23 protein-coding genes are annotated in these 18,593 nt (G+C 57.4%); 11 read left to right on the top strand and 12 right to left on the bottom strand.

Annotated elements, in window-relative coordinates; translation table 11 throughout:
- Positions 1 to 117: 117 nt before the first annotated feature.
- Positions 118 to 930, bottom strand: coding sequence for a tryptophan synthase subunit alpha (trpA, locus tag ACGJAX_RS06575; protein WP_390957980.1), 813 nt, complete (start codon positions 928 to 930; stop codon positions 118 to 120).
- Positions 930 to 2,150 carry a tryptophan synthase subunit beta gene (trpB, locus tag ACGJAX_RS06570; protein WP_090327197.1) on the bottom strand — a complete coding sequence of 407 codons (1,221 nt, stop codon included), beginning with the start codon at positions 2,148 to 2,150 and terminating at the stop codon, positions 930 to 932. The genes trpA and trpB overlap by 1 nt, the downstream gene beginning before the upstream one ends.
- 123 nt (positions 2,151 to 2,273) lie before the next feature.
- Between trpB and ACGJAX_RS06565 the strand changes: the two genes are divergently transcribed.
- Positions 2,274 to 3,167 (top strand): LysR family transcriptional regulator, encoded by an 894-nt coding sequence (locus ACGJAX_RS06565; RefSeq protein ID WP_390957978.1) that lies wholly within the window; start codon positions 2,274 to 2,276, stop codon positions 3,165 to 3,167.
- On the opposite strand, the gene ACGJAX_RS06560 is transcribed toward ACGJAX_RS06565, so the two are convergent.
- Positions 3,164 to 3,490: a YqjD family protein gene (locus tag ACGJAX_RS06560; RefSeq protein ID WP_047535917.1), complete on the bottom strand. Its 327-nt coding sequence runs from the start codon at positions 3,488 to 3,490 to the stop codon at positions 3,164 to 3,166. The two genes, ACGJAX_RS06565 and ACGJAX_RS06560, sit on opposite strands and share 4 nt — an antisense overlap.
- 157 nt (positions 3,491 to 3,647) lie before the next feature.
- On the opposite strand from ACGJAX_RS06560, the gene ACGJAX_RS06555 reads away from it, so the two are divergent.
- Together ACGJAX_RS06555 and ACGJAX_RS06550 are read left to right on the top strand one after the other, a co-directional pair.
- Positions 3,648 to 3,863: a dodecin gene (locus ACGJAX_RS06555; protein ID WP_090327193.1), complete on the top strand. Its 216-nt coding sequence runs from the start codon at positions 3,648 to 3,650 to the stop codon at positions 3,861 to 3,863.
- Between the two features lie 121 nt (positions 3,864 to 3,984).
- On the top strand, positions 3,985 to 4,206 hold the full coding sequence (locus ACGJAX_RS06550; RefSeq protein ID WP_247255150.1) for a DUF1161 domain-containing protein: 222 nt from the start codon (positions 3,985 to 3,987) through the stop codon (positions 4,204 to 4,206).
- A gap of 64 nt (positions 4,207 to 4,270) precedes the next feature.
- Here ACGJAX_RS06550 and ACGJAX_RS06545 read toward each other — a convergent pair whose 3' ends face one another.
- Positions 4,271 to 5,272, bottom strand: a complete 1,002-nt coding sequence (locus tag ACGJAX_RS06545; protein ID WP_390957975.1) for an MsnO8 family LLM class oxidoreductase — start codon at positions 5,270 to 5,272, stop codon at positions 4,271 to 4,273.
- A 240-nt stretch (positions 5,273 to 5,512) separates the two neighbouring features.
- Between ACGJAX_RS06545 and ACGJAX_RS06540 the strand changes: the two genes are divergently transcribed.
- Both ACGJAX_RS06540 and ACGJAX_RS06535 read left to right on the top strand, forming a co-directional pair.
- On the top strand, positions 5,513 to 5,944 hold the full coding sequence (locus ACGJAX_RS06540) for an OsmC family peroxiredoxin (protein WP_390957973.1): 432 nt from the start codon (positions 5,513 to 5,515) through the stop codon (positions 5,942 to 5,944).
- A gap of 144 nt (positions 5,945 to 6,088) precedes the next feature.
- A complete protein-coding gene (locus ACGJAX_RS06535; RefSeq protein WP_090327182.1) occupies positions 6,089 to 6,322 on the top strand; it encodes a DUF1161 domain-containing protein in 234 nt (77 codons plus the stop codon).
- Between the two features lie 6 nt (positions 6,323 to 6,328).
- On the opposite strand, the gene ACGJAX_RS06530 is transcribed toward ACGJAX_RS06535, so the two are convergent.
- Both ACGJAX_RS06530 and ACGJAX_RS06525 read right to left on the bottom strand, forming a co-directional pair.
- Positions 6,329 to 6,748: a hypothetical protein gene (locus tag ACGJAX_RS06530; protein ID WP_390957971.1), complete on the bottom strand. Its 420-nt coding sequence runs from the start codon at positions 6,746 to 6,748 to the stop codon at positions 6,329 to 6,331.
- Between the two features lie 40 nt (positions 6,749 to 6,788).
- Complete coding sequence (locus ACGJAX_RS06525; RefSeq protein ID WP_390957969.1) at positions 6,789 to 7,211, bottom strand: hypothetical protein; 423 nt, start codon at positions 7,209 to 7,211, stop codon at positions 6,789 to 6,791.
- A gap of 59 nt (positions 7,212 to 7,270) precedes the next feature.
- Here ACGJAX_RS06525 and ACGJAX_RS06520 point away from each other — a divergent pair, with 59 nt between their 5' ends.
- Positions 7,271 to 8,353, top strand: coding sequence for an aminopeptidase (locus tag ACGJAX_RS06520; protein WP_248914638.1), 1,083 nt, complete (start codon positions 7,271 to 7,273; stop codon positions 8,351 to 8,353).
- Between the two features lie 59 nt (positions 8,354 to 8,412).
- Here the strand turns inward: ACGJAX_RS06520 and ACGJAX_RS06515 are convergent, their stop codons facing one another.
- Both ACGJAX_RS06515 and ACGJAX_RS06510 read right to left on the bottom strand, forming a co-directional pair.
- Positions 8,413 to 9,063, bottom strand: a complete 651-nt coding sequence (locus ACGJAX_RS06515; protein WP_090327171.1) for an HAD family hydrolase — start codon at positions 9,061 to 9,063, stop codon at positions 8,413 to 8,415.
- A gap of 44 nt (positions 9,064 to 9,107) precedes the next feature.
- Positions 9,108 to 9,653: a gamma carbonic anhydrase family protein gene (locus ACGJAX_RS06510; RefSeq protein WP_247255155.1), complete on the bottom strand. Its 546-nt coding sequence runs from the start codon at positions 9,651 to 9,653 to the stop codon at positions 9,108 to 9,110.
- 88 nt (positions 9,654 to 9,741) lie between these two features.
- Here ACGJAX_RS06510 and prlC point away from each other — a divergent pair, with 88 nt between their 5' ends.
- Both prlC and ACGJAX_RS06500 read left to right on the top strand, forming a co-directional pair.
- Positions 9,742 to 11,793 (top strand): oligopeptidase A, encoded by a 2,052-nt coding sequence (gene prlC / locus ACGJAX_RS06505; protein WP_390957966.1) that lies wholly within the window; start codon positions 9,742 to 9,744, stop codon positions 11,791 to 11,793.
- Complete coding sequence (locus ACGJAX_RS06500) at positions 11,790 to 12,077, top strand: YheV family putative zinc ribbon protein (protein ID WP_247255157.1); 288 nt, start codon at positions 11,790 to 11,792, stop codon at positions 12,075 to 12,077. Before prlC ends, ACGJAX_RS06500 begins: the two co-directional genes overlap by 4 nt.
- Before the next feature lie 45 nt (positions 12,078 to 12,122).
- On the opposite strand, the gene ACGJAX_RS06495 is transcribed toward ACGJAX_RS06500, so the two are convergent.
- From ACGJAX_RS06495 to ACGJAX_RS06485, 3 genes are all read right to left on the bottom strand, one after another.
- On the bottom strand, positions 12,123 to 12,767 hold the full coding sequence (locus ACGJAX_RS06495) for a tyrosine-protein phosphatase (RefSeq protein ID WP_247255158.1): 645 nt from the start codon (positions 12,765 to 12,767) through the stop codon (positions 12,123 to 12,125).
- 117 nt (positions 12,768 to 12,884) lie between these two features.
- Positions 12,885 to 13,412 (bottom strand): hypothetical protein, encoded by a 528-nt coding sequence (locus tag ACGJAX_RS06490; RefSeq protein ID WP_390957964.1) that lies wholly within the window; start codon positions 13,410 to 13,412, stop codon positions 12,885 to 12,887.
- Positions 13,413 to 13,510: 98 nt separating this feature from the next.
- Positions 13,511 to 13,810 carry a hypothetical protein gene (locus ACGJAX_RS06485; protein ID WP_390957962.1) on the bottom strand — a complete coding sequence of 100 codons (300 nt, stop codon included), beginning with the start codon at positions 13,808 to 13,810 and terminating at the stop codon, positions 13,511 to 13,513.
- A 209-nt stretch (positions 13,811 to 14,019) separates the two neighbouring features.
- Here ACGJAX_RS06485 and ACGJAX_RS06480 point away from each other — a divergent pair, with 209 nt between their 5' ends.
- From ACGJAX_RS06480 to ACGJAX_RS06470, 3 genes are all read left to right on the top strand, one after another.
- Complete coding sequence (locus tag ACGJAX_RS06480) at positions 14,020 to 15,078, top strand: PA0069 family radical SAM protein (protein ID WP_390957960.1); 1,059 nt, start codon at positions 14,020 to 14,022, stop codon at positions 15,076 to 15,078.
- Between the two features lie 242 nt (positions 15,079 to 15,320).
- Positions 15,321 to 16,052, top strand: a complete 732-nt coding sequence (locus tag ACGJAX_RS06475; protein WP_390957958.1) for a carbonic anhydrase — start codon at positions 15,321 to 15,323, stop codon at positions 16,050 to 16,052.
- A gap of 90 nt (positions 16,053 to 16,142) precedes the next feature.
- On the top strand, positions 16,143 to 17,669 hold the full coding sequence (locus ACGJAX_RS06470; protein ID WP_390957956.1) for a SulP family inorganic anion transporter: 1,527 nt from the start codon (positions 16,143 to 16,145) through the stop codon (positions 17,667 to 17,669).
- Positions 17,670 to 17,787: 118 nt separating this feature from the next.
- Here the strand turns inward: ACGJAX_RS06470 and ACGJAX_RS06465 are convergent, their stop codons facing one another.
- Positions 17,788 to 18,429: a hypothetical protein gene (locus tag ACGJAX_RS06465; RefSeq protein ID WP_390957954.1), complete on the bottom strand. Its 642-nt coding sequence runs from the start codon at positions 18,427 to 18,429 to the stop codon at positions 17,788 to 17,790.
- Positions 18,430 to 18,593: the final 164 nt, after the last annotated feature.

Raw genomic sequence — 18,593 nt, 5'->3', positions numbered from 1 at the left:
TTTTTCCTCACGGCACACGCAGCAAAAAGGGCTTCAGAACGAGGTCCTGAAGCCCTGGGTCTTGCTCATTAGTCTGTGCCGGAGGGCGCTAATTCCTCTGTATCAGGAACTTTACCATCAGCTGACGCGCGCTTTACGCACGCCTTCGGCCAACGCCGAACAAAGGCTCAGTACGCCATCCACCGCCTGCTCCGACGTCGTGGCATTGGCGATGTGATCGATCAACGCCGACCCCACCACCACGCCATCGGCCAGACGCGCGATATTCGCGGCTTGCTCCGGGGTGCGGATGCCGAAACCGATGCTGATCGGCAGATCGGTATGACGACGCAGACGCGCGACCGCCTCTTCGACGTGCTCCAGGGTCGCTGCGCCAGCACCGGTCACCCCGGCCACGGACACGTAATACACAAAGCCGGAGCTGCCATTGAGCACTTTTGGCAGACGCACATCATCCGTGGTCGGCGTGGTCAGACGGATGAAGTCGATGCCCGCCGCCTGCGCCGGATCGCACAACTCCTCGTTATGCTCGGGCGGAATGTCGACCACGATCAGACCATCGACCCCGGCCTCTTTCGCTTCGGCAATGAAACGCGGCACGCCGTATTTGTGGATCGGGTTGAAGTAACCCATCAGCACCAGCGGTGTTTCTTTGTTGTCCTTGCGGAACTCGCGAACCATTTCCAGGGTTTTCGCCAGATTCTGCTTGGCTGCCAGGGCACGGATATTGGCGAGCTGGATCGCCGGGCCATCGGCCATCGGATCGGTAAAAGGCATGCCCAATTCGATCACGTCAGCACCCGCCGCCGGCAAGCCCTTGAGGATCGCCAGGGAAGTCTCGTAGCTCGGGTCGCCGGCAGTGACGAAGGTCACGAGGGCGGCGCGGTTCTGTTCCTTGAGTTCGGCAAAGCGCGTTTGCAGGCGGCTCATCAGTGTTTCTCCTGCTTGGATTGTTCCATGTGGTGCATCACGGTTTGCATGTCTTTGTCGCCACGGCCCGACAGGTTCACCACCATCAGGTGATCTTTCGGCAGGTTCGGCGCGCGTTTGAACACTTCAGCCAGGGCATGGGCACTTTCCAGGGCAGGAATAATCCCTTCCAGACGGCAGCATTGGTGGAACGCCGCGAGGGCTTCGTCATCCGTCACCGAGGTGTACTGAACGCGGCCGATGTCATGCAACCAGGCGTGTTCCGGGCCAATACCCGGGTAGTCCAGACCTGCGGAAATCGAGTGAGCGTCGATGATCTGGCCATCGTCGTCCTGCAGCAGGAAGGTACGGTTACCGTGCAGCACGCCCGGTACGCCGCCGTTCAGGCTGGCCGCATGCTTGCCGGTCTCGATGCCATAACCGGCCGCTTCGACACCGATGATCTCGACGCTCTTGTCGTCGAGGAACGGGTGGAACAGGCCCATGGCGTTGGAACCACCGCCGATGCACGCCACCAGGCTGTCCGGCAGGCGGCCTTCCTGGGCTTGCAGCTGGTCACGGGTTTCCTTGCCGATTACGGCCTGGAAGTCGCGAACCATCGCTGGATAAGGGTGCGGACCGGCCACAGTGCCGATCAGGTAGAAGGTGTTGTCGACGTTGGTCACCCAGTCACGCAGGGCTTCGTTCATGGCGTCTTTCAAAGTACCGGTGCCGGATACCACCGGGATCACTTCGGCGCCCAACAGCTTCATGCGGAACACGTTGGCTTGTTGACGCTCGATGTCAGTGGTGCCCATGTAGATCACGCAATCCAGGCCAAAACGCGCGGCTACGGTGGCCGTGGCCACGCCGTGCATGCCGGCGCCGGTTTCGGCGATGATGCGTTTTTTACCCATGCGTCGCGCCAACAGGATCTGGCCGATGCAGTTATTGATCTTGTGCGCGCCGGTATGGTTCAGCTCTTCACGCTTGAGATAGATCTTTGCGCCGCCGCAGAACTCGGTCAGACGCTCAGCGAAATAAAGTGGGCTCGGACGTCCGACGTAGTCACGCTGGAAGTAGGCCAATTCTTCTTTGAATGCAGGATCTTCCTTGGCAGCTTCGTACTCACGGGCCAGATCGAGGATCAACGGCATCAGGGTTTCGGCGACGTAACGGCCGCCAAACGCGCCGAACAGGCCGTTGGCGTCTGGGCCGTTGCGCAGATTAGTCTGGGTCATGGAGCGCTCCAGTTGGATGCGTGAAGTAATGAGTAAAGAGACAGTGGGCTTAACTGTACCCCTGACGCCCCGCACTGAAAACCGATAAGATCGCCGCAACCTGTCAGGAAAACTCACAGATCAATGAGCCACGACCTCCCACCGCTAAATGCCCTCAGGGCCTTTGAAGCCACGGCTCGCCTGAACAGCGTCAGTCAGGCAGCCGAGCAGCTTCACGTCACTCACGGCGCAGTCAGCCGGCAACTGAAGGTGCTCGAAGAACACCTTGGCGTGAGCCTGTTCATCAAGGACGGACGTGGCCTGAAACTCACAGATGCCGGTATGCGTTTGCGCGATGCCAGTACTGAGGCCTTTGAGCGCCTGCGTACGGTTTGCGCCGAACTCACGCAAAGCACTGCCGACGCACCCTTCGTCCTCGGTTGTTCGGGAAGCCTGCTTGCACGCTGGTTCATTCCGCGCCTGGGGCGGTTGAATGCCGATCTGCCAGACCTGCGTCTGCACTTGTCTGCCGGGGAAGGCGATCTTGATCCACGTCGCCCCGGCCTCGATGCCTTACTGGTCTTTGCTGAACCGCCGTGGCCGACGGATATGCAGGTGTTCGAGCTGGCCAGCGAACGGATAGGACCGGTCTTGAGCCCGCGATTCGTCGGTTATGAACGATTGAAAAATGCGCCCGCCACCGCCTTGCTGCAGGAGTCCGTGCTGCACACCACCTCGCGCCCGCAAGCCTGGCCCAGCTGGGCGCAGCAAAGTGGCCTCGATGCCAAGGCATTGAAGTACGGACAGGGTTTCGAGCATCTGTATTACTTGCTGGAAGCGGCCGTCGCCGGGCTGGGCGTGGCGATTGCCCCCGAGCCATTGGTAGCCGAGGACTTGAAGGCTGGCCGCTTGGTCGCCCCCTGGGGTTTCAGCGAAACCCCGGCAAAACTGGCGTTGTGGCTACCCAAGCGCGCCGCGGACGGACGCGCCCGGCAACTGGCGCAATGGCTTAAAAACGAGCTGCGCCAAACCAGTTAGTCACCACGCTTGCACAACAGATACGCGGCCAGCAGGCCTAACGCACCCACGGCAACACCCGCCGTGGTCCAAGGGTGCTCCTGGGCGTAGTCCCGGGTCGCGATCCCGGTTTCCCGGGTTTTCACCTTGACCTCTTCGTAGGCATCGGCCAGCAGATGGCGCGAATGCCTCAGCGCGTTCTCGGCGTTGCCTTTGAGTACCTTGAGGGTCTTACGTGACTCGTCCGAGGCGTCGTCTTTCAGGTTTTCCAGGGATTTGAGCAGACTCTCGATCTCCGCTTCCATGCTTTGCAATGAGGCTTTACGTAACGAGCTGTTGGCCATGGTGGCTCTCCTGCATTGTTGATGAGTGGCGTGTGTTGGTTGGGACTCCAGGGGTTGGAGAAAGTGCAGTAAATGTGAACCTCCTTGTCAGACCGGGCGACAGAAGTAAGACAGAAAATCGCTGCTAGGCTGTATTTCACACCCTAAGGAGAACGCCATGTCTGACCATCACACCTATAAAAAAGTCGAACTGGTTGGCTCGTCCACCAGCAGCATTGAAGACGCGATCAACAACGCGCTGGCCGAGGCCAGTAAAAGTCTCAAGTACATGGAATGGTTTGAAGTGACGGAAACCCGTGGGCATATCAAGGACGGCAAGGCTGCGCACTTCCAGGTGACGCTCAAAGTCGGGTTCCGGATTGCCAGTAGCTGAGTTTGATCCTGACTTCTGAACTTGTGCGCTGGCCGAGTGCCATATGGAGTGGCAAAGCGCTACATGACTGCGTCCAGCGGATAGCTGGACGATCCTTTTATCCGACCAGGGAATGCGACCAATGAAGAAGTTTATTTTGGCGGTAGGTTTGTTGAGCCTTGCAGGCAGCGCATTTGCGGCCGGCAAACCGTGTGAAGAGCTCAAAGCCGAAATCGCCGCAAAGCTCGATGCCAAGGGCGTTTCCGGGTATTCGCTGGAGATCGTCGATAAAGGCGCTGCTGCCGGCAGGAAAGTCGTCGGTAAATGTGAAAGCGGCGCAAAGGTCATTGTCTATAAACGGTAGGCAATTCCTTTACCCATTAAAAAGCCGACGCCATGGCGTCGGCTTTTTTGTAGCCGCTTGATCTTCAGTCCTTCATGACCTGCGCCAGCAGTTCATAGGAATGGACCCGATCTGAATGTTCGTACAGGTCGCAGGTAAAAATCAGCTCATCGGCTTGAGTCTGCTCGATCAGCACCTCCAACCGGGCGCGAATTTTCTGCGGGCTGCCGATCATTGCCAGGCCCAGGAAATCACTGACGGCTTCTTTCTCATGGGGCAGCCACAGACCATCCATGGTTTTCACCGGTGGCCGCTGTACAAGGCTCTGGCCACGCATCAGGGCAAGAATGCGCTGGAACACCGAAGTAGCCAGATAGTCAGCCTGCTCATCGGTGTCGGCAGCCACCAGAGGCACCCCGAGCATCACATAGGGCTTGTCCAGCACGGCTGAAGGCTTGAAATGGTTGCGATAGACGCGAATCGCCTCATGCATGTAGCGCGGTGCGAAATGTGATGCGAACGCGTAGGGCAAACCACGCTCACCGGCCAATTGCGCACTGAAGAGGCTTGAGCCCAGCAGCCAGACCGGCACCTGGGTACCGGTGCCCGGCATTGCGATGACTCGCTGATCCGGAGTGCGCGGTCCCAGGTAACGCATCAGCTCTGCGACGTCTTCCGGGAAATCATCGGCGCTGCCGGAGCGTTCACGGCGCAGCGCGCGAGCGGTCATCTGATCGGAACCGGGGGCACGCCCCAGGCCCAGGTCGATCCGGCCCGGATACAGGCTTTCAAGGGTGCCGAACTGCTCGGCGATCACCAGCGGCGCATGGTTGGGCAACATCACCCCGCCCGAACCGACGCGAATGGTCGAAGTACCACCGGCCAGGTAGCCCAGTAAAACCGAGGTGGCCGAACTGGCGATGCCGTCCATGTTGTGGTGTTCAGCGACCCAGAAGCGGTTGTAGCCGAATTTTTCGACGTGTTGCGCCAGGTCCAGCGAGTTGCGCAACGACTGGGCTGCGCTGCCGTTCTCTCGCACAGGCACCAGATCGAGGGTCGAAAACTTGATATCGGACAGTCGTTTCATAAACCTGCTTCTCCAATTGAGGGCGCAGGTTTTTTCTTACGAACGAAAACCTGCCGAATCCAAAAGCGTGTTTCATGCAATGAGGGCATATACCCGAGTTTCAATAGCAGGGTGAAAATTACTGCCGAATGAATGGAGTGACCAGATCAGGTGAACTTTGCACCGCGGTCTATCCTCAGAACCCTAGCGAGGCAAATCACGTAGGCGCGACGCTCCGCGCCGGCTCTTGAGGAGACAAGCATGGCTATCATCAAAAAAGCATCGGCTCATTGGGAAGGTGACCTGAAAACCGGCATCGGTTCGATATCCACGGAAACCGGCGTCCTCAGAGAAGCGCCCTACGGCTTCAAGGCACGTTTTGAAGGCGGCAAGGGCACCAACCCTGAGGAATTGATTGGCGCGGCCCATGCCGGTTGTTTCTCCATGGCGTTTTCCATGATCCTCGGCGACGCCGGCCTCAAGGCCGACAGCATCGATACCCAGGCCGAAGTCACCCTCGACCAAGTGGACGGCGGCTTTGCAATCACTGCGGTGAAACTGATCCTCAAGGCGAAAATCCCCGGGGCCACCCCAACGCAATTTGAAGAACTCAGCAACAAGGCGAAAGAAGGCTGCCCGGTGTCCAAAGTGCTGAATGCCAGCATCAGCCTGGATGCGACATTGGTCAGCTAAATTCGCGCTGAAATGAAAAGCTCGCAGCCATGGGCTGCGATCTTTTTTACAAGCACAGAGATTTGCCCGTTAAAACTGTGGTCGAATAAATGACAGCAGCCGAAAACCCATGAACATGCGCGCTGCCTCAAGGGAGCTTCAACCATGAAACGTTTTGCCTTGGCGGTTATCTGTAGCGCACTGGCCACTTCAGCCCTGGCAGCAGCGAAACCCTGTGAGGAACTCAAGGCCGAAATCGAAGCCAAGATCCAGGCTAGAGGGGTTACTTCCTATACGCTGGAAATCGTGAAAAACGAAGAAGTGCACGATCAGAATATGGTCGTTGGCTCGTGCGAATACGGCACCAAGAAAATCATCTATCAGAAGAACGATCGCTGATCGGCCTCACGGCACGCAGTTGATCTGGCTAGCTTCGGCGACGATTTCACGTTTGGCGTTGAACAAACGGGCTTCGGGAGTAAATGCCATGGAGCGGGCTTCCAGCACATAACGCTGACCGGCATCGAAATGATCGTACTTGATGATCATGTAGCACAGCCGCTCTGTGGAGCCGTTGAGCATTTCAGAGCCTCCTCCAGGTACCTCAAAATCGAAGCGAACGGTCAGTTCATGGCGGCCCGGAGTGACCTGGAAAAAACGTCCGTCCCGTGATCGCACGTTGTCGAGCCGCTCGGCCATCAGCAATTTGTCATTGGGGAAAGGCGTAGAGAAATCGACCCACGCCATCTGCGGATTGACCGCCGGCATAGGACTCGAACAACCGGCGACCGCACTTGCAGCGAGTAACAGCATCAACCTGCGCATGATGAATGTCCCGAATATCAGGTACTCAGCATAGCGCCGATCAGGTGCGTTGGCAGCCCGCCGGTGTGCCCTTGCCGATCACTTTTCGCTGTTGATCGTAAAGCCTGGCCCACGGCCTGAAACCAATATTCCCCGCTTGCAACTGATAACGCGCACCCGCGCTGAAGTCATTGAATTTCACGCTTATCTGGCAATCACGCCACAGCGTCTCTGCATTGGGGCCTATGTTGCTGGGTTGAACCGGGAACTGGTAGCGAACCTTCAACTCATGACTGCCCGGTTGCACCTCGAAATAGCGTTTATCGTTGGCAGCCTGTTTATCCACTTCCAACGCCTGCAGGGCCGTATCTTCCTGCTGCGAATCCAGATCGATCCACGCCTGCGTCGGATCCTGGCGTGGTATTCCGAAACCAGCACAACCGGCCAGCATCAGCAGGCCTCCCGTCAGCATCAACTTGCGCATAGCGGAGCTCCAGTCAAGCGGGATAGTCTTGCGAGCAGACTTTCCGGGGATTTTTTATTTTGATCAGGCCGCGTCCAAGCCTTGGGTTACTTGATCGCGTTTTGCGCGTTTTGTTTCCGGGTGTGTTGTTTTTGTTGCTCAACGGTTGTGCCAACGTCAGCTACTACAGCCAGCTGGCCAGTGGTCAATTGCAATTGCTGCGGGCGCGAGAGCCGGTTTCCAGTGTGATCGCCGATCCTCAGCGCGATCAAAAACTGCGTGCGCGCCTGGCCCAATCACAAAGGGCCCGCACATTCGCCAGCCAGCAGCTGCATCTGCCGGATAACCAGAGCTACCGCTTGTATGCCGACATCGGTCGGCCCTATGTGGTCTGGAATGTGTTCGTCACGCCGGAATTTTCCCTGAAGCCACAAAATCACTGCTTCCCCATTGCCGGCTGCGTGGCTTATCGCGGTTACTACAGCCAGAGTGCTGCACGTGGCGAGGCCGCGCTGCAACGCCTGCAAGGCATGGACGTGTCGATCGGCGGAGTCGAGGCCTACTCGACCCTGGGCTGGTTCAACGATCCGATCATGAATACGATGATGGGCTGGGGCGATGAGCGCCTGGCCACACTGATCTTTCACGAACTGGCGCATCAGCGCTTTTATGTAAAGGACGACACAGAGTTCAACGAATCGTTCGCCACTTTCGTCGAGCAGGAAGGCACCCGCCAATGGCGCGCATTCCGAAGTCTGCCACCGGAAGACGACACTCAGGCCCAACACCGCGATGCGTTCGTTCAATTGGTTCTGAACACCCGCACACGTCTTGAAAAGCTTTACGCCCTGCCGCTGCCACCGGAGCAGATGCGCCAGCGTAAAGCCTCGGAATTCGAGCGGTTACGTAGCCAATACCGCCAGTTGCGCGACCACCAATGGGCTGGAGACAAACGTTACGACGCCTGGATCAACGCGCCGATGAACAATGCGCGGTTGCTTCCGTTTGGCCTGTACGATCAGTGGGTCCCAGCGTTTGCGGCGCTGTTCCGTCAGCAGGATGGGGACTGGGCGAAGTTTTATAAGGCGGTGGAAAAATTGGGAGAACTACCGGTTGGGGAACGCAAGTCAGCCTTGAAAGCCTTGGCAGGCAATCCCTCTTGATGATCGAAAAGTCTTGGTCGCGAGCAAGCTGTGGGCGCGAGCTCGCGATGACATACCGATCAGCGCTGCAGAAACGCCTGATGCATCTCATCCAGGGTTTCAAAATGATAGGTCGGCGCCTCAGCGCTCAGCTCTTCCCGGCTGCCAAAGCCATAACCGACAGCGGCCGCATCCAGTCCATTGCTCCGCGCACCGATCAAATCGTGCTTGCGGTCGCCAATCATCAGAGTATTGGCCGGGTCCAGACCTTCTTCGGCGATCAAATGAGCAATCAACTCGACTTTGTTGGTACGGGTGCCATCCAGTTCGCTGCCGTAAATCACCTTGAAGTGCTTGGCGAAGTCGAAATGCCGGGCGATTTCCCGGGCGAACACCCAGGGTTTGGATGTCGCAATGTAAAGCTGTCGCCCTTGTCCGCCGAGGGTTTCCAGTAAGGGTGTGACACCGTCGAAGACGCGATTCTCGTAGAGACCGGTCACTTTGAAGCGCTCACGGTAAAAATTGACCGCGTCCCAGGCCTTGGCCTCGTCGAAGTCGTAGAACTGCATGAACGCTTGCAACAACGGCGGGCCGATGAAGTGTTCGAGTTTGCTCAGGTCGGGCTCATCGATGCCCAGTTTGCCCAGGGCAAACTGAATCGAACGGGTGATGCCTTCGCGTGGGTCGGTCAGGGTGCCATCGAGGTCGAACAAAACGGTCTGGTAATGCATGAAAATTCCTGGGCAATCGTGGGACGCTGTCCGTTATCCGGGGCTTAGAGCTGGTCGTAGCCTTCCGCCAGATGCAGATCCTTGAGTTTCACGTAGTTCGCCGCACTGTAGGTGAAAAAGGCTTGTTCCTTGTCAGTCAGCGGCCGGATCTGCTTCACCGGGCTACCCACATAAAGGAAACCGCTTTCCAGGCATTTGCCCGGTGGCACCAGGCTGCCAGCGCCGATGATCACATCGTCGGCGACCACCGCACCGTCCATGACGATACTGCCCATGCCGATCAGCACGCGGCTGCCCACGGTGCAGCCGTGCAGCATGACCTTGTGGGCGACGGTCACGTCATCGCCGATCAGCAAAGGGAAACCCTCGGGGTTGAATGGCCCGGCATGTGTAATGTGCAGAACGCAGCCGTCCTGCACGCTGGTGCGCGCACCGATGCGGATGCGGTGCATGTCGCCGCGGATCACCGTCAGTGGCCAGACGGAGCTGTCTTCGCCGATTTCGACATCGCCAATCACCACCGCCGAGCTGTCGACAAAAGCGCCTTTGCCGAGCCGAGGTGTGTGGTTCTGATACTTGCGAAGGGACACGATAGGTTCTCTCTCTGTCGCTGATAGCTGCGGTGAGTGTCGATTGTAATTAAGATGGCTGCATGTTTCTCCAGCCAAGGTATCAACCGTGAGCGTGAACAACCCTCTTTTGCAGCCCTACGACCTGCCCCCGTTCTCCGCGATCCGTGCCGAGCACGTGCAACCGGCCATTGAACAGATCCTGACTGACAACCGTGCCGCCATTATCGAGATCCTCAAAACCCAGGGCAAACAGCCGACCTGGGCCGGTCTGGTATTGGCAATGGACGAGCTCAATGACCGCCTCGGTGCTGCCTGGAGCCCGGTCAGCCACCTCAATGCCGTGTGCAACAGCGCCGAACTGCGCGAGGCCTACGAGTCCTGCCTGCCGGCTTTGAGCGCCTACGCCACCGAATTGGGTCAGAACCGCGACCTGTTCCAGGCCTTCGAAGCCTTGGCCAACAGCCCGGAAGCCGCCGGTTTCGACGTGGCGCAGAAAACCATTCTGGAACATTCCCTGCGCGATTTCCGTCTGTCGGGTATCGACCTGCCGGAAGCCGAACAAAAGCGTTATGCCGAAGTGCAGAGCAAGCTGTCCGAACTGGGTAGCCGTTTCTCCAACCAGTTGCTCGACGCCACCCAGGCCTGGACCAAGCACATCACCGACGAAGCCGCCCTCGCCGGCCTGACCGACTCGGCCAAGGCGCAAATGGCTGCCGCTGCCCAGGCCAAAGACTTGGACGGCTGGCTGATCACACTGGAGTTCCCGAGCTACTACGCGGTGATGACCTACGCCCAGGACCGGAAATTGCGCGAAGAAGTCTATGCCGCCTACTGCACCCGTGCGTCGGACCAAGGCCCGAATGCCGGTCAGAACGATAACGGCCCGGTGATGGAGGAAATCCTCGATCTGCGTCAGGAGCTGGCAAAACTGCTGGGCTTCACCAGTTACTCGGAGCTGAGCCTGGCCACCAAAATGGCCGAATCCAGCGATCAGGTACTGAGCTTCCTGCGCGACCTGGCCAAGCGCAGCAAGCCGTTTGCCGTGCAGGACCTGGAGCAGCTCAAGGCTTACGCGGCGGAACAAGGCTGCCCGGACTTGCAAAGCTGGGACAGCGGTTTCTACGGTGAAAAACTCCGCGAGCAGCGCTACAGCGTTGCCCAGGAAGCCCTGCGTGCCTACTTCCCGATCGATAAGGTGCTAAGCGGGCTGTTCGCCATCGTGCAACGCCTGTACGGCATCGAGATCGCCGAACTCAAAGGCTTCGACACCTGGCACCCAGACGTGCGCCTGTTCGAGATCAAGGAAAATGGTCAGCACGTCGGCCGCTTCTTCTTCGACCTCTATGCCCGTGCCAACAAGCGCGGCGGTGCCTGGATGGACGGCGCCCGCGACCGTCGCCGTACGGCTGGCGGTGTTCTGCAAAACCCGGTGGCCAATCTGGTGTGCAACTTCACCCCGGCCGACAGCGGCAAACCTGCCCTGCTGACCCACGATGAGGTGACCACCCTGTTCCACGAATTCGGTCATGGCTTGCATCACCTGCTGACCCGTGTCGAACACGCTGGCGTGTCGGGTATCAACGGCGTCGCGTGGGATGCGGTCGAGTTGCCAAGTCAGTTCATGGAAAACTGGTGCTGGGAACCTGAAGGCCTGGCGCTGATTTCCGGCCACTATGAAACCGGCGAGCCACTGCCTCAGGACCTGTTGGGCAAAATGCTCGCAGCGAAAAACTTCCAGTCCGGCCTGATGATGGTGCGTCAACTGGAGTTCTCGCTGTTCGACTTCGAACTCCACGCCACCCATGGCGACGGTCGTAGCGTGCTGCAAGTGCTCGAAGGCGTGCGCGATGAGGTTTCAGTCATGCGACCGCCAGCCTACAACCGCTTCCCCAACAGCTTTGCGCATATCTTTGCCGGAGGTTACGCGGCGGGCTACTACAGCTACAAATGGGCTGAAGTGCTCTCGGCCGATGCCTTCTCGAAGTTTGAAGAAGAAGGCGTGCTCAACGCCGACACCGGTCGTGCATTCCGCGAGGCCATCCTGGCACGCGGCGGGTCCCAGGAACCGATGGTGCTGTTCGTCGACTTCCGTGGTCGTGAGCCATCGATTGACGCACTCTTGCGTCACAGCGGCCTGAGTGAGGACGCTGCAGCATGAGTGAGGGTCCAGTGGTTACCAAACGACGCTTTATCGCCGGTGCAGTTTGCCCGGCTTGCAGCGAGCCGGACAAATTGATGATGTGGAGCGAAGATGACGTACCACACCGTGAATGTGTGGCTTGCGGTTACTCCGACACACTGAATGAGCAAGGCTTGTCAGTACCCAAGGAATTGGGCACCCGAGTCAATACCACCGCTTTGAAAACACCGGATGCCAAGGTTCAGGCCGTGCAGTTCTTCCCGAACCCGAAGCTGAAGAAAAAGTCAGACGAGCAACACTGAGTGACGTAAACAGCCTTCCACTGCGCAATGCGGTGGAAGGCATGGTCACTCGACATGCGCCGACTTGAACCAACTTTTCATCGAACAGGCCGCGAACGGGCTTGTGCTGCAATCGCCATTGGCCAGCGCAGTACGAAGTTTGTCGACATCGGCCTGCATCATGTAACGAATGCCGTCCTTGAAGTGGGTGCTGTCACCAAAGCCACCACGGGTCATTTCATTCAGTGCGTCTTCCTTGCTCCAGCCCTGCACTACAACCCGATACATGGCCGCGATCAGACCGGTTCGGTCAGATCCATGCTTGCAGTGCATCAATACCGGGCCTTTGGCTTCGGCGGTCTGAATGGTGCGCAAGGCCTTGATTATGTCTGCGTCATCCACATGATTGGTGCGATAGGGCAGCTGTACCTGGGCGATACCGGGTGTGGACAACCAGCTTGAATCGGGCTCCGGGAGAAAACTGATCACCGTGCCGATCTTGAGTTTTTCCAGAAGCGAAACAGCGCCACTGTCGGGCAGCGCGCTGCGATAGAGCGTCGGGCTCATCTGATAGAGGTTGTACTGTACCTCTACCGGTTGCGCCCACTCTGGCGGACGAGGCAGAGCCGTGTCGTCTGCGAAGACCGGTGTAAGGTTGAAAAGTGCAACAAGCGATAGGCACATCGCCGGAAAAATGCGCGGTAGGGGCATGCTCGGTTGACCGTTCAGAGAGACTGGATATTGATTCCCTATATTCAGCCCTGAGCGGTCAAAGGTCCGTGAGGCAGGTGTCAATGAAATGTGAAACGTGCATGGATCACGTTGAATTCATAAACTCAATTTGATGAACGCCTTTATCAATTTTTCCAGGCCGGGGGTCTCTTCGACATCTGGACCGGAATGAGGATTGACCCTTCTTACTGTGAAATTTTCACCGTTATCTTGAGATAGCGCGCTTAACACATAAAGGAATTCCGGCTCGTCATTCTCCAGATCAAATACTTTAATTCGCACCAGAAGCAATTTATCGTTGAAAGGAATGACTGCAAGAAAAACCCCATACTCGGAACTGATTGTTGTCTGATCTCGAAACTCCAGAGCAAGCCGAGTGATTACATTAATATCTTCCTCATCAATACTGTCATCAGCAACGACATCCAAGTTGGACCACGGATCAAACTGAAGAGTGTAATCTTCATTGTCGCTCGGATTAAAATACAAAACCGTGATTGTTTCTTCAGCAAGATCTCCGTAACCGGCACCCGATGACTTCCTCAGAATTTTTAGAACTATTTTGTTACTTTCCGGTGTTTCTATTCGCTGTAAGAACACACCCGTGCTTGCGGGATTCCACATGATAGACATCCTTATCTGCCGCTGCGCACAGCTCGTATGTGCAGCACGCCACTCACTTTCGGCAGCTGAACGTGTCGAAGGTGAGTGGCAATCATGACTCAGGGACGGACGATATTTGCATAAGCTTTGGCAAGCGCCAGCAACTTGGCCCTGTCATCATTATCGATATCGCCATCACCATCCACATCTTTGGCGTTGCCAATACTGAAGGATTGGCCGCCATCATTAGAGGACGCAATGAAAATGGTGGAATCAATCAACTTTTCGGTGAGTGCTCCCTCTTCATCCTGCGTAGGTTCCTTCAGAGAAAACTGCATGGAAACCAGCACTTCATTCGGATCGACTACGGTAGGGCCAAGTTTCTGAAGAAAAATTCCACGACGATTGAAATACGACATGATTAAATCCTTTTAAGTGACATTCATAATTATGCTTTGCTGCGAGAAAAATAATAACGACACCTATTACATGCAAACCAGATTACACATGTATCTATTATTTACCCCGCTCCGTTTTAAATAATGAAAAACAGGAAAATGCCGAACGGCACTGGTCGTCCGCGGCACAGGGATGTACTGTATAAACATACAGCAACCAGGACCCACCCATGCAATCGCCATTGCCCCCACGTGGCCGCGGCACCGCGACCAACCCGCACAACCGATTCGCGCCCAATCGTTCGGTAGCCGAGGACGACGGCTGGTATCAGGAAGTACCAGTCACGCAAGGCACCGAGGTGCGCATCGAGGCGGCGAAAACCATCATCACCCGCAACAATTCGCCGGATCTGCCTTTTGATCGTTCGATCAATCCTTACCGCGGTTGCGAGCACGGTTGCATTTATTGCTATGCACGACCGAGCCACGCCTATTGGGACATGTCCCCGGGGCTGGATTTCGAAACGCGCCTGATTGCCAAGACCAACGCCGCTCAGGTGCTGGAGGAACAACTCTCCAAGCGCGGCTATCAATGCGCGCCCATCAACCTAGGCTCCAACACCGATCCGTATCAGCCGATCGAGCGCGAACACAAGATCACCCGCCAAACCCTGGAAGTGCTGCTGCGTTATCGCCACCCGGTGACCATCATTACAAAAGGCTCGTTGATCCTTCGCGATCTGGACCTGCTGGCCGAACTCGCCCGGCAAAGGCTGGTGGCGGTGATGATCAGCCTGACCACCCTGGATGACGAACTCAAACGCATCCTTGAACCCCGAGCGGCGGCGCCCAAGGCCAGGCTAAGGGCGATCAGGGTCATGCGCGAGGCGGGAATTCCGGTGGGAGTGCTGTGCTCTCCGATGATTCCCATGATCAATGACAGCGAACTTGAAAGCCTGTTGACCGAGGCTCATGCAGCCGGAGCACAGAGTGCGTCTTACATGATGCTGCGTTTGCCGCTGGAAGTGGCACCGCTGTTCGAGGAGTGGCTGGACGCCCATTACCCGCAACGGGCGGCCCATGTCCTGAGTCTGATTCGCCAGAGCCGTGGCGGTGAGTTGTACGACAGTCGTTTTGGCGCCCGGATGCGCGGCGAAGGTCCCTTTGCCGACCTGTTGGCACAGCGCTTTGCCAAAACCATCCGGCGCCTGGGGCTTGATCAACGGGAAGGTTTCAACCTGGACTGTGAAGCCTTTTGTCCACCAGGTCGCCAAATGTCATTGATTTAAGGACAAATAACCTATGGTTGAGTACTGGGGAACGCGCGCAGGCATTAGGCTGGTCACGTTTTTTGTGACCTGGAACACACGTTCTAGAGCGCTTGATTCAGTTTGAGTTAAGATTCGGCAGCTACCTTGTTCATCGAGTGACTGATGGGTCGAGATTTTTTGACCTGGATGTTTTTTAACAGCCACTGGCTTCATACCGGACAAAAAGGGAAATTCCCTGATTCCGCAAAAGAGGATGAATCATGAGTGACAAGGATAAACAGCCGTTGGCTGCGTCGGCGCCTGCCCAACCGGAGGCGGAAACCGCCGATGCGGCGCTGCAGCATATCGTTGACGGCTTTTTGCATTTTCATCATGAGATCTTTCCGCAACAGGAAGAACTCTTCAAAAAACTCGCTACCGCCCAACGGCCGCGAGCCATGTTCATCGCCTGTGCGGATTCGCGCATCGTTCCTGAATTAATCACCCAAAGCGCCCCCGGCGATCTGTTCGTTACCCGCAACGTCGGCAACGTCGTACCGCCTTACGGGCAAATGAACGGTGGTGTCTCTACGGCTATTGAGTACGCCGTGCTGGCTCTTGGCGTGCATCACATCATTATCTGCGGGCACTCCGACTGTGGCGCGATGCGTGCGGTGCTCAATCCGCAGAGCCTGGAAAAAATGCCGACGGTCAAAGCCTGGCTGCGACATGCCGAAGTGGCGAAAACCATGGTTCAGGACAACTGTAACTGCGCCAATGAAAGCGAAAGCATGCACATCCTCACCGAGGAAAATGTGATCGCCCAACTGCAGCATTTGCGCACGCACCCGTCAGTGGCTTCGCGCATGGCCAATGGTCAGTTGTTCATCCACGGTTGGGTTTACAACATCGAAACCAGCGAAATCAAAGCCTACGACGCAGATCAAGGTTGTTTCCTGCCCCTCAATGGCAGCCTGCCGATTCCTGTGGCGACGCCCAAAGCGCGCTTCTAAATACTCCTAAATCCCCGCGTGGTTTAGCCGAGGCTGCCGATCAGGCAGTCTGGCTTTGCCATGCCTGAAGAAAACTTCGGGAGAATCAACATGCGTGCTGCACAACTCAAAGCTGTTCTGCCACGTGAGCTGCTGGCTTCGGTGGTGGTGTTTCTGGTCGCCCTGCCCTTGTGCATGGGTATTGCCATCGCGTCAGGACTCCCACCAGCCAAAGGCCTGATCACCGGGATCATCGGTGGTTTGGTGGTGGGCTGGTTGGCCGGTTCACCCTTGCAAGTCAGCGGCCCCGCGGCAGGCTTGGCGGTGCTGGTGTTCGAACTGGTGCGCCAGCACGGTATGGCCATGCTCGGGCCAATCCTGTTGTTGGCGGGATTTCTGCAATTGGTGGCTGGTCGATTGAAGCTCGGCTGCTGGTTTAGGGTGACGGCGCCCGCCGTAGTCTATGGCATGCTCGCCGGGATCGGGGTGTTGATTATCCTGTCACAGCTGCATGTGATGCTCGATGCCGCGCCCAAGCCTTCAGGGCTGGATAATCTGGCGGCATTCCCGGCTGCCGTGGCCCAGGCCTTGCCTTCCTTTGGCTGGCAGGCCGGTTTGCTTGGCGTAGGGACAATCGTTGTGATGTGGCTATGGGAACGGCTGCGCCCGCAGTCCCTGCGCTTCATTCCCGGCGCGTTGCTTGGGGTAAGTCTTGCAACGGTCGCCAGCCTGGTGATGGCCTTGCAGGTCAAACGCGTGGAAGTCCCGGCCAACCTGGCTGAAGCCATTGATTGGTTGCGACCGACCGACCTGCTCAACCTGGCTGATCCCACCCTGCTCATAGCCGCGTTTGCCGTGGCCTTTATCGCCAGTGCCGAAACCTTGCTGTCCGCCGCCGCAGTGGACCGTATGCACAGTGGCCAGCGTTCGGACTTTGATCGTGAACTGTCCGCACAAGGTGCCGGCAACATGCTCTGCGGCCTGCTTGGCGCGCTGCCAATGACCGGCGTGATCGTTCGCAGCTCGGCCAATGTGCAGGCCGGTGCCACCACGCGTTACTCGACGATTTTCCACGGAATGTGGTTGTTGGCATTCGTGATGCTGCTGTCGAATATGCTGCAAAGCATTCCCGTGGCCAGCCTGGCCGGCGTGCTGGTTTACACGGGTTTCAAACTGGTCGATCTCAAAGCGTTTCGCAGCCTGGGGCGTTATGGTCGCATGCCAATGTTCACTTATGCTGCGACGGCGCTGTCGATCGTTTTCACCGACCTGCTGACCGGCGTGCTGATCGGCTTCGGCTTGACCCTGGCCAAACTGGCCTGGAAAGCCTCACGCCTGAAGGTCAGCCTGATCGACCTGCCCAAAGAGGGTGAAATGGAGTTGCGGCTGGTGGGGGCGGCCACGTTTCTCAAAGTGCCGGCGCTGACCCGTGTACTGGCAAGCATTCCTGCCGGCGCAACGGTGCACGTGCCGCTCAATCACCTGAGCTACATCGATCATGCGTGTCTGGAGTTGTTGGAGGAGTGGGGTCGGGCGAATGCGGCGAAGGGTTCGAAATTGTTGATCGAGGCCTGGGGATTGAAGCGCCGGTTGGAAGGACGGGTGCGGACCAATAGCGGTATAGGTGCATCTGGCTGAATACCCCTGTAGGAGCGAGCTCGCGATGGGCAAAAGAACACCGCGGGGTGTCAGGATACCCGCGTAGTCGTTGTCGACCATCGCGAGCAGGCTCGCTCCTACAGTGGATGGAGGTGGATCAGGCCTCCAGCTCCAGGCCCACGCCCAGGCGGCGGGACATGCATGGCCAGCGCTTCCACGCGGCGCCGGTACCCGGGCTGCTGAGCGTCTCGCGGTAGGCCTCTACCGACTCCAGCGCAAAACTTTCCTCGTGGAGCATCTCGTCGATGGCGTGATGCACTGCCTCGTCCAGTTGGTTGGCGAATTCCTCACCGATCAATTGGTGGGCAATCAGGTTGGCGACAGTCATGTCCAGGGGGATCAGTGGCTGGCCAAAATGCTTGATGTACAGGTCGTTGACCTCTTCGACAAACCGATGTGCCAGGTAGGCCTCGTCCAGCAGGCTGTCGAGCCCGACGTGCCCGGCCATGATCGCTGGAGGCTGGAGGAAGTACTGTTCGGCAATGGTCAGCACCGGTTTGATCTGCGATTCGATACCCGCTTCCCTGGCAACTTCATTGGCTGCATCCAGCAGCTCAGGCACTTCGTCGATGTAGGCGGCGACAAAACGTGTCAGTACGCCTTTGGCGTCCGCGTCGGGCAATTGGATCGATGGGTGCAGGTGAGGCAGCTTGCTTTCCAGCTGACGAGTCAGCAGGCCGGTTTCGGCTTCGTGTTGTTGGGCTTTTTGGATCTGCTCGCGCAATGCGGCGGTGTTCATGAAAACTCCAGGAAACAAGGCAATGAAATAGGGAAGACATAACTTAGCTGGCTGACGAAAAATGCTAAGACGCATTTGTCATAATTATTTCATCCTTGAGACGCCCGCGTTATATCGATTTGCCACCACTCGTCTGCATCCTTCTCCATTCGTGACCTGCAACG

The sequence above is a fragment of the Pseudomonas moorei genome, assembly GCF_042846945.1.
Lineage (GTDB): Bacteria > Pseudomonadota > Gammaproteobacteria > Pseudomonadales > Pseudomonadaceae > Aquipseudomonas > Aquipseudomonas moorei.
The sequence above is the reverse complement of the archived record's forward strand: the minus strand, read 5'-3'. Positions and strand labels throughout refer to the sequence as shown.

Excerpts from the sequence above, each read along its gene's own strand:
- trpB (WP_090327197.1), bottom strand. The coding sequence starts at position 2,150 with ATGACCCAGACTAATCTGCGCAACGGCCCAGACGCCAACGGCCTGTTC.
- ACGJAX_RS06565 (WP_390957978.1), top strand. The coding sequence starts at position 2,274 with ATGAGCCACGACCTCCCACCGCTAAATGCCCTCAGGGCCTTTGAAGCC.
- ACGJAX_RS06515 (WP_090327171.1), bottom strand. The coding sequence starts at position 9,063 with ATGCATTACCAGACCGTTTTGTTCGACCTCGATGGCACCCTGACCGAC.
- ACGJAX_RS06465 (WP_390957954.1), bottom strand. The coding sequence starts at position 18,429 with ATGAACACCGCCGCATTGCGCGAGCAGATCCAAAAAGCCCAACAACAC.
- ACGJAX_RS06535 (WP_090327182.1), top strand. The coding sequence starts at position 6,089 with ATGAAACGTTTTGCCTTGGCGGTTATCTGTAGCGCACTGGCCACTTCA.
- ACGJAX_RS06485 (WP_390957962.1), bottom strand. The coding sequence starts at position 13,810 with ATGTCGTATTTCAATCGTCGTGGAATTTTTCTTCAGAAACTTGGCCCT.
- ACGJAX_RS06540 (WP_390957973.1), top strand. The coding sequence starts at position 5,513 with ATGGCTATCATCAAAAAAGCATCGGCTCATTGGGAAGGTGACCTGAAA.
- ACGJAX_RS06495 (WP_247255158.1), bottom strand. The coding sequence starts at position 12,767 with ATGCCCCTACCGCGCATTTTTCCGGCGATGTGCCTATCGCTTGTTGCA.
- ACGJAX_RS06525 (WP_390957969.1), bottom strand. The coding sequence starts at position 7,211 with ATGCGCAAGTTGATGCTGACGGGAGGCCTGCTGATGCTGGCCGGTTGT.
- ACGJAX_RS06470 (WP_390957956.1), top strand. The coding sequence starts at position 16,143 with ATGCGTGCTGCACAACTCAAAGCTGTTCTGCCACGTGAGCTGCTGGCT.
- ACGJAX_RS06545 (WP_390957975.1), bottom strand. The coding sequence starts at position 5,272 with ATGAAACGACTGTCCGATATCAAGTTTTCGACCCTCGATCTGGTGCCT.
- ACGJAX_RS06475 (WP_390957958.1), top strand. The coding sequence starts at position 15,321 with ATGAGTGACAAGGATAAACAGCCGTTGGCTGCGTCGGCGCCTGCCCAA.
- ACGJAX_RS06490 (WP_390957964.1), bottom strand. The coding sequence starts at position 13,412 with ATGTGGAATCCCGCAAGCACGGGTGTGTTCTTACAGCGAATAGAAACA.
- ACGJAX_RS06480 (WP_390957960.1), top strand. The coding sequence starts at position 14,020 with ATGCAATCGCCATTGCCCCCACGTGGCCGCGGCACCGCGACCAACCCG.
- trpA (WP_390957980.1), bottom strand. The coding sequence starts at position 930 with ATGAGCCGCCTGCAAACGCGCTTTGCCGAACTCAAGGAACAGAACCGC.
- ACGJAX_RS06555 (WP_090327193.1), top strand. The coding sequence starts at position 3,648 with ATGTCTGACCATCACACCTATAAAAAAGTCGAACTGGTTGGCTCGTCC.
- ACGJAX_RS06500 (WP_247255157.1), top strand. The coding sequence starts at position 11,790 with ATGAGTGAGGGTCCAGTGGTTACCAAACGACGCTTTATCGCCGGTGCA.
- ACGJAX_RS06560 (WP_047535917.1), bottom strand. The coding sequence starts at position 3,490 with ATGGCCAACAGCTCGTTACGTAAAGCCTCATTGCAAAGCATGGAAGCG.
- ACGJAX_RS06550 (WP_247255150.1), top strand. The coding sequence starts at position 3,985 with ATGAAGAAGTTTATTTTGGCGGTAGGTTTGTTGAGCCTTGCAGGCAGC.
- ACGJAX_RS06530 (WP_390957971.1), bottom strand. The coding sequence starts at position 6,748 with ATGCGCAGGTTGATGCTGTTACTCGCTGCAAGTGCGGTCGCCGGTTGT.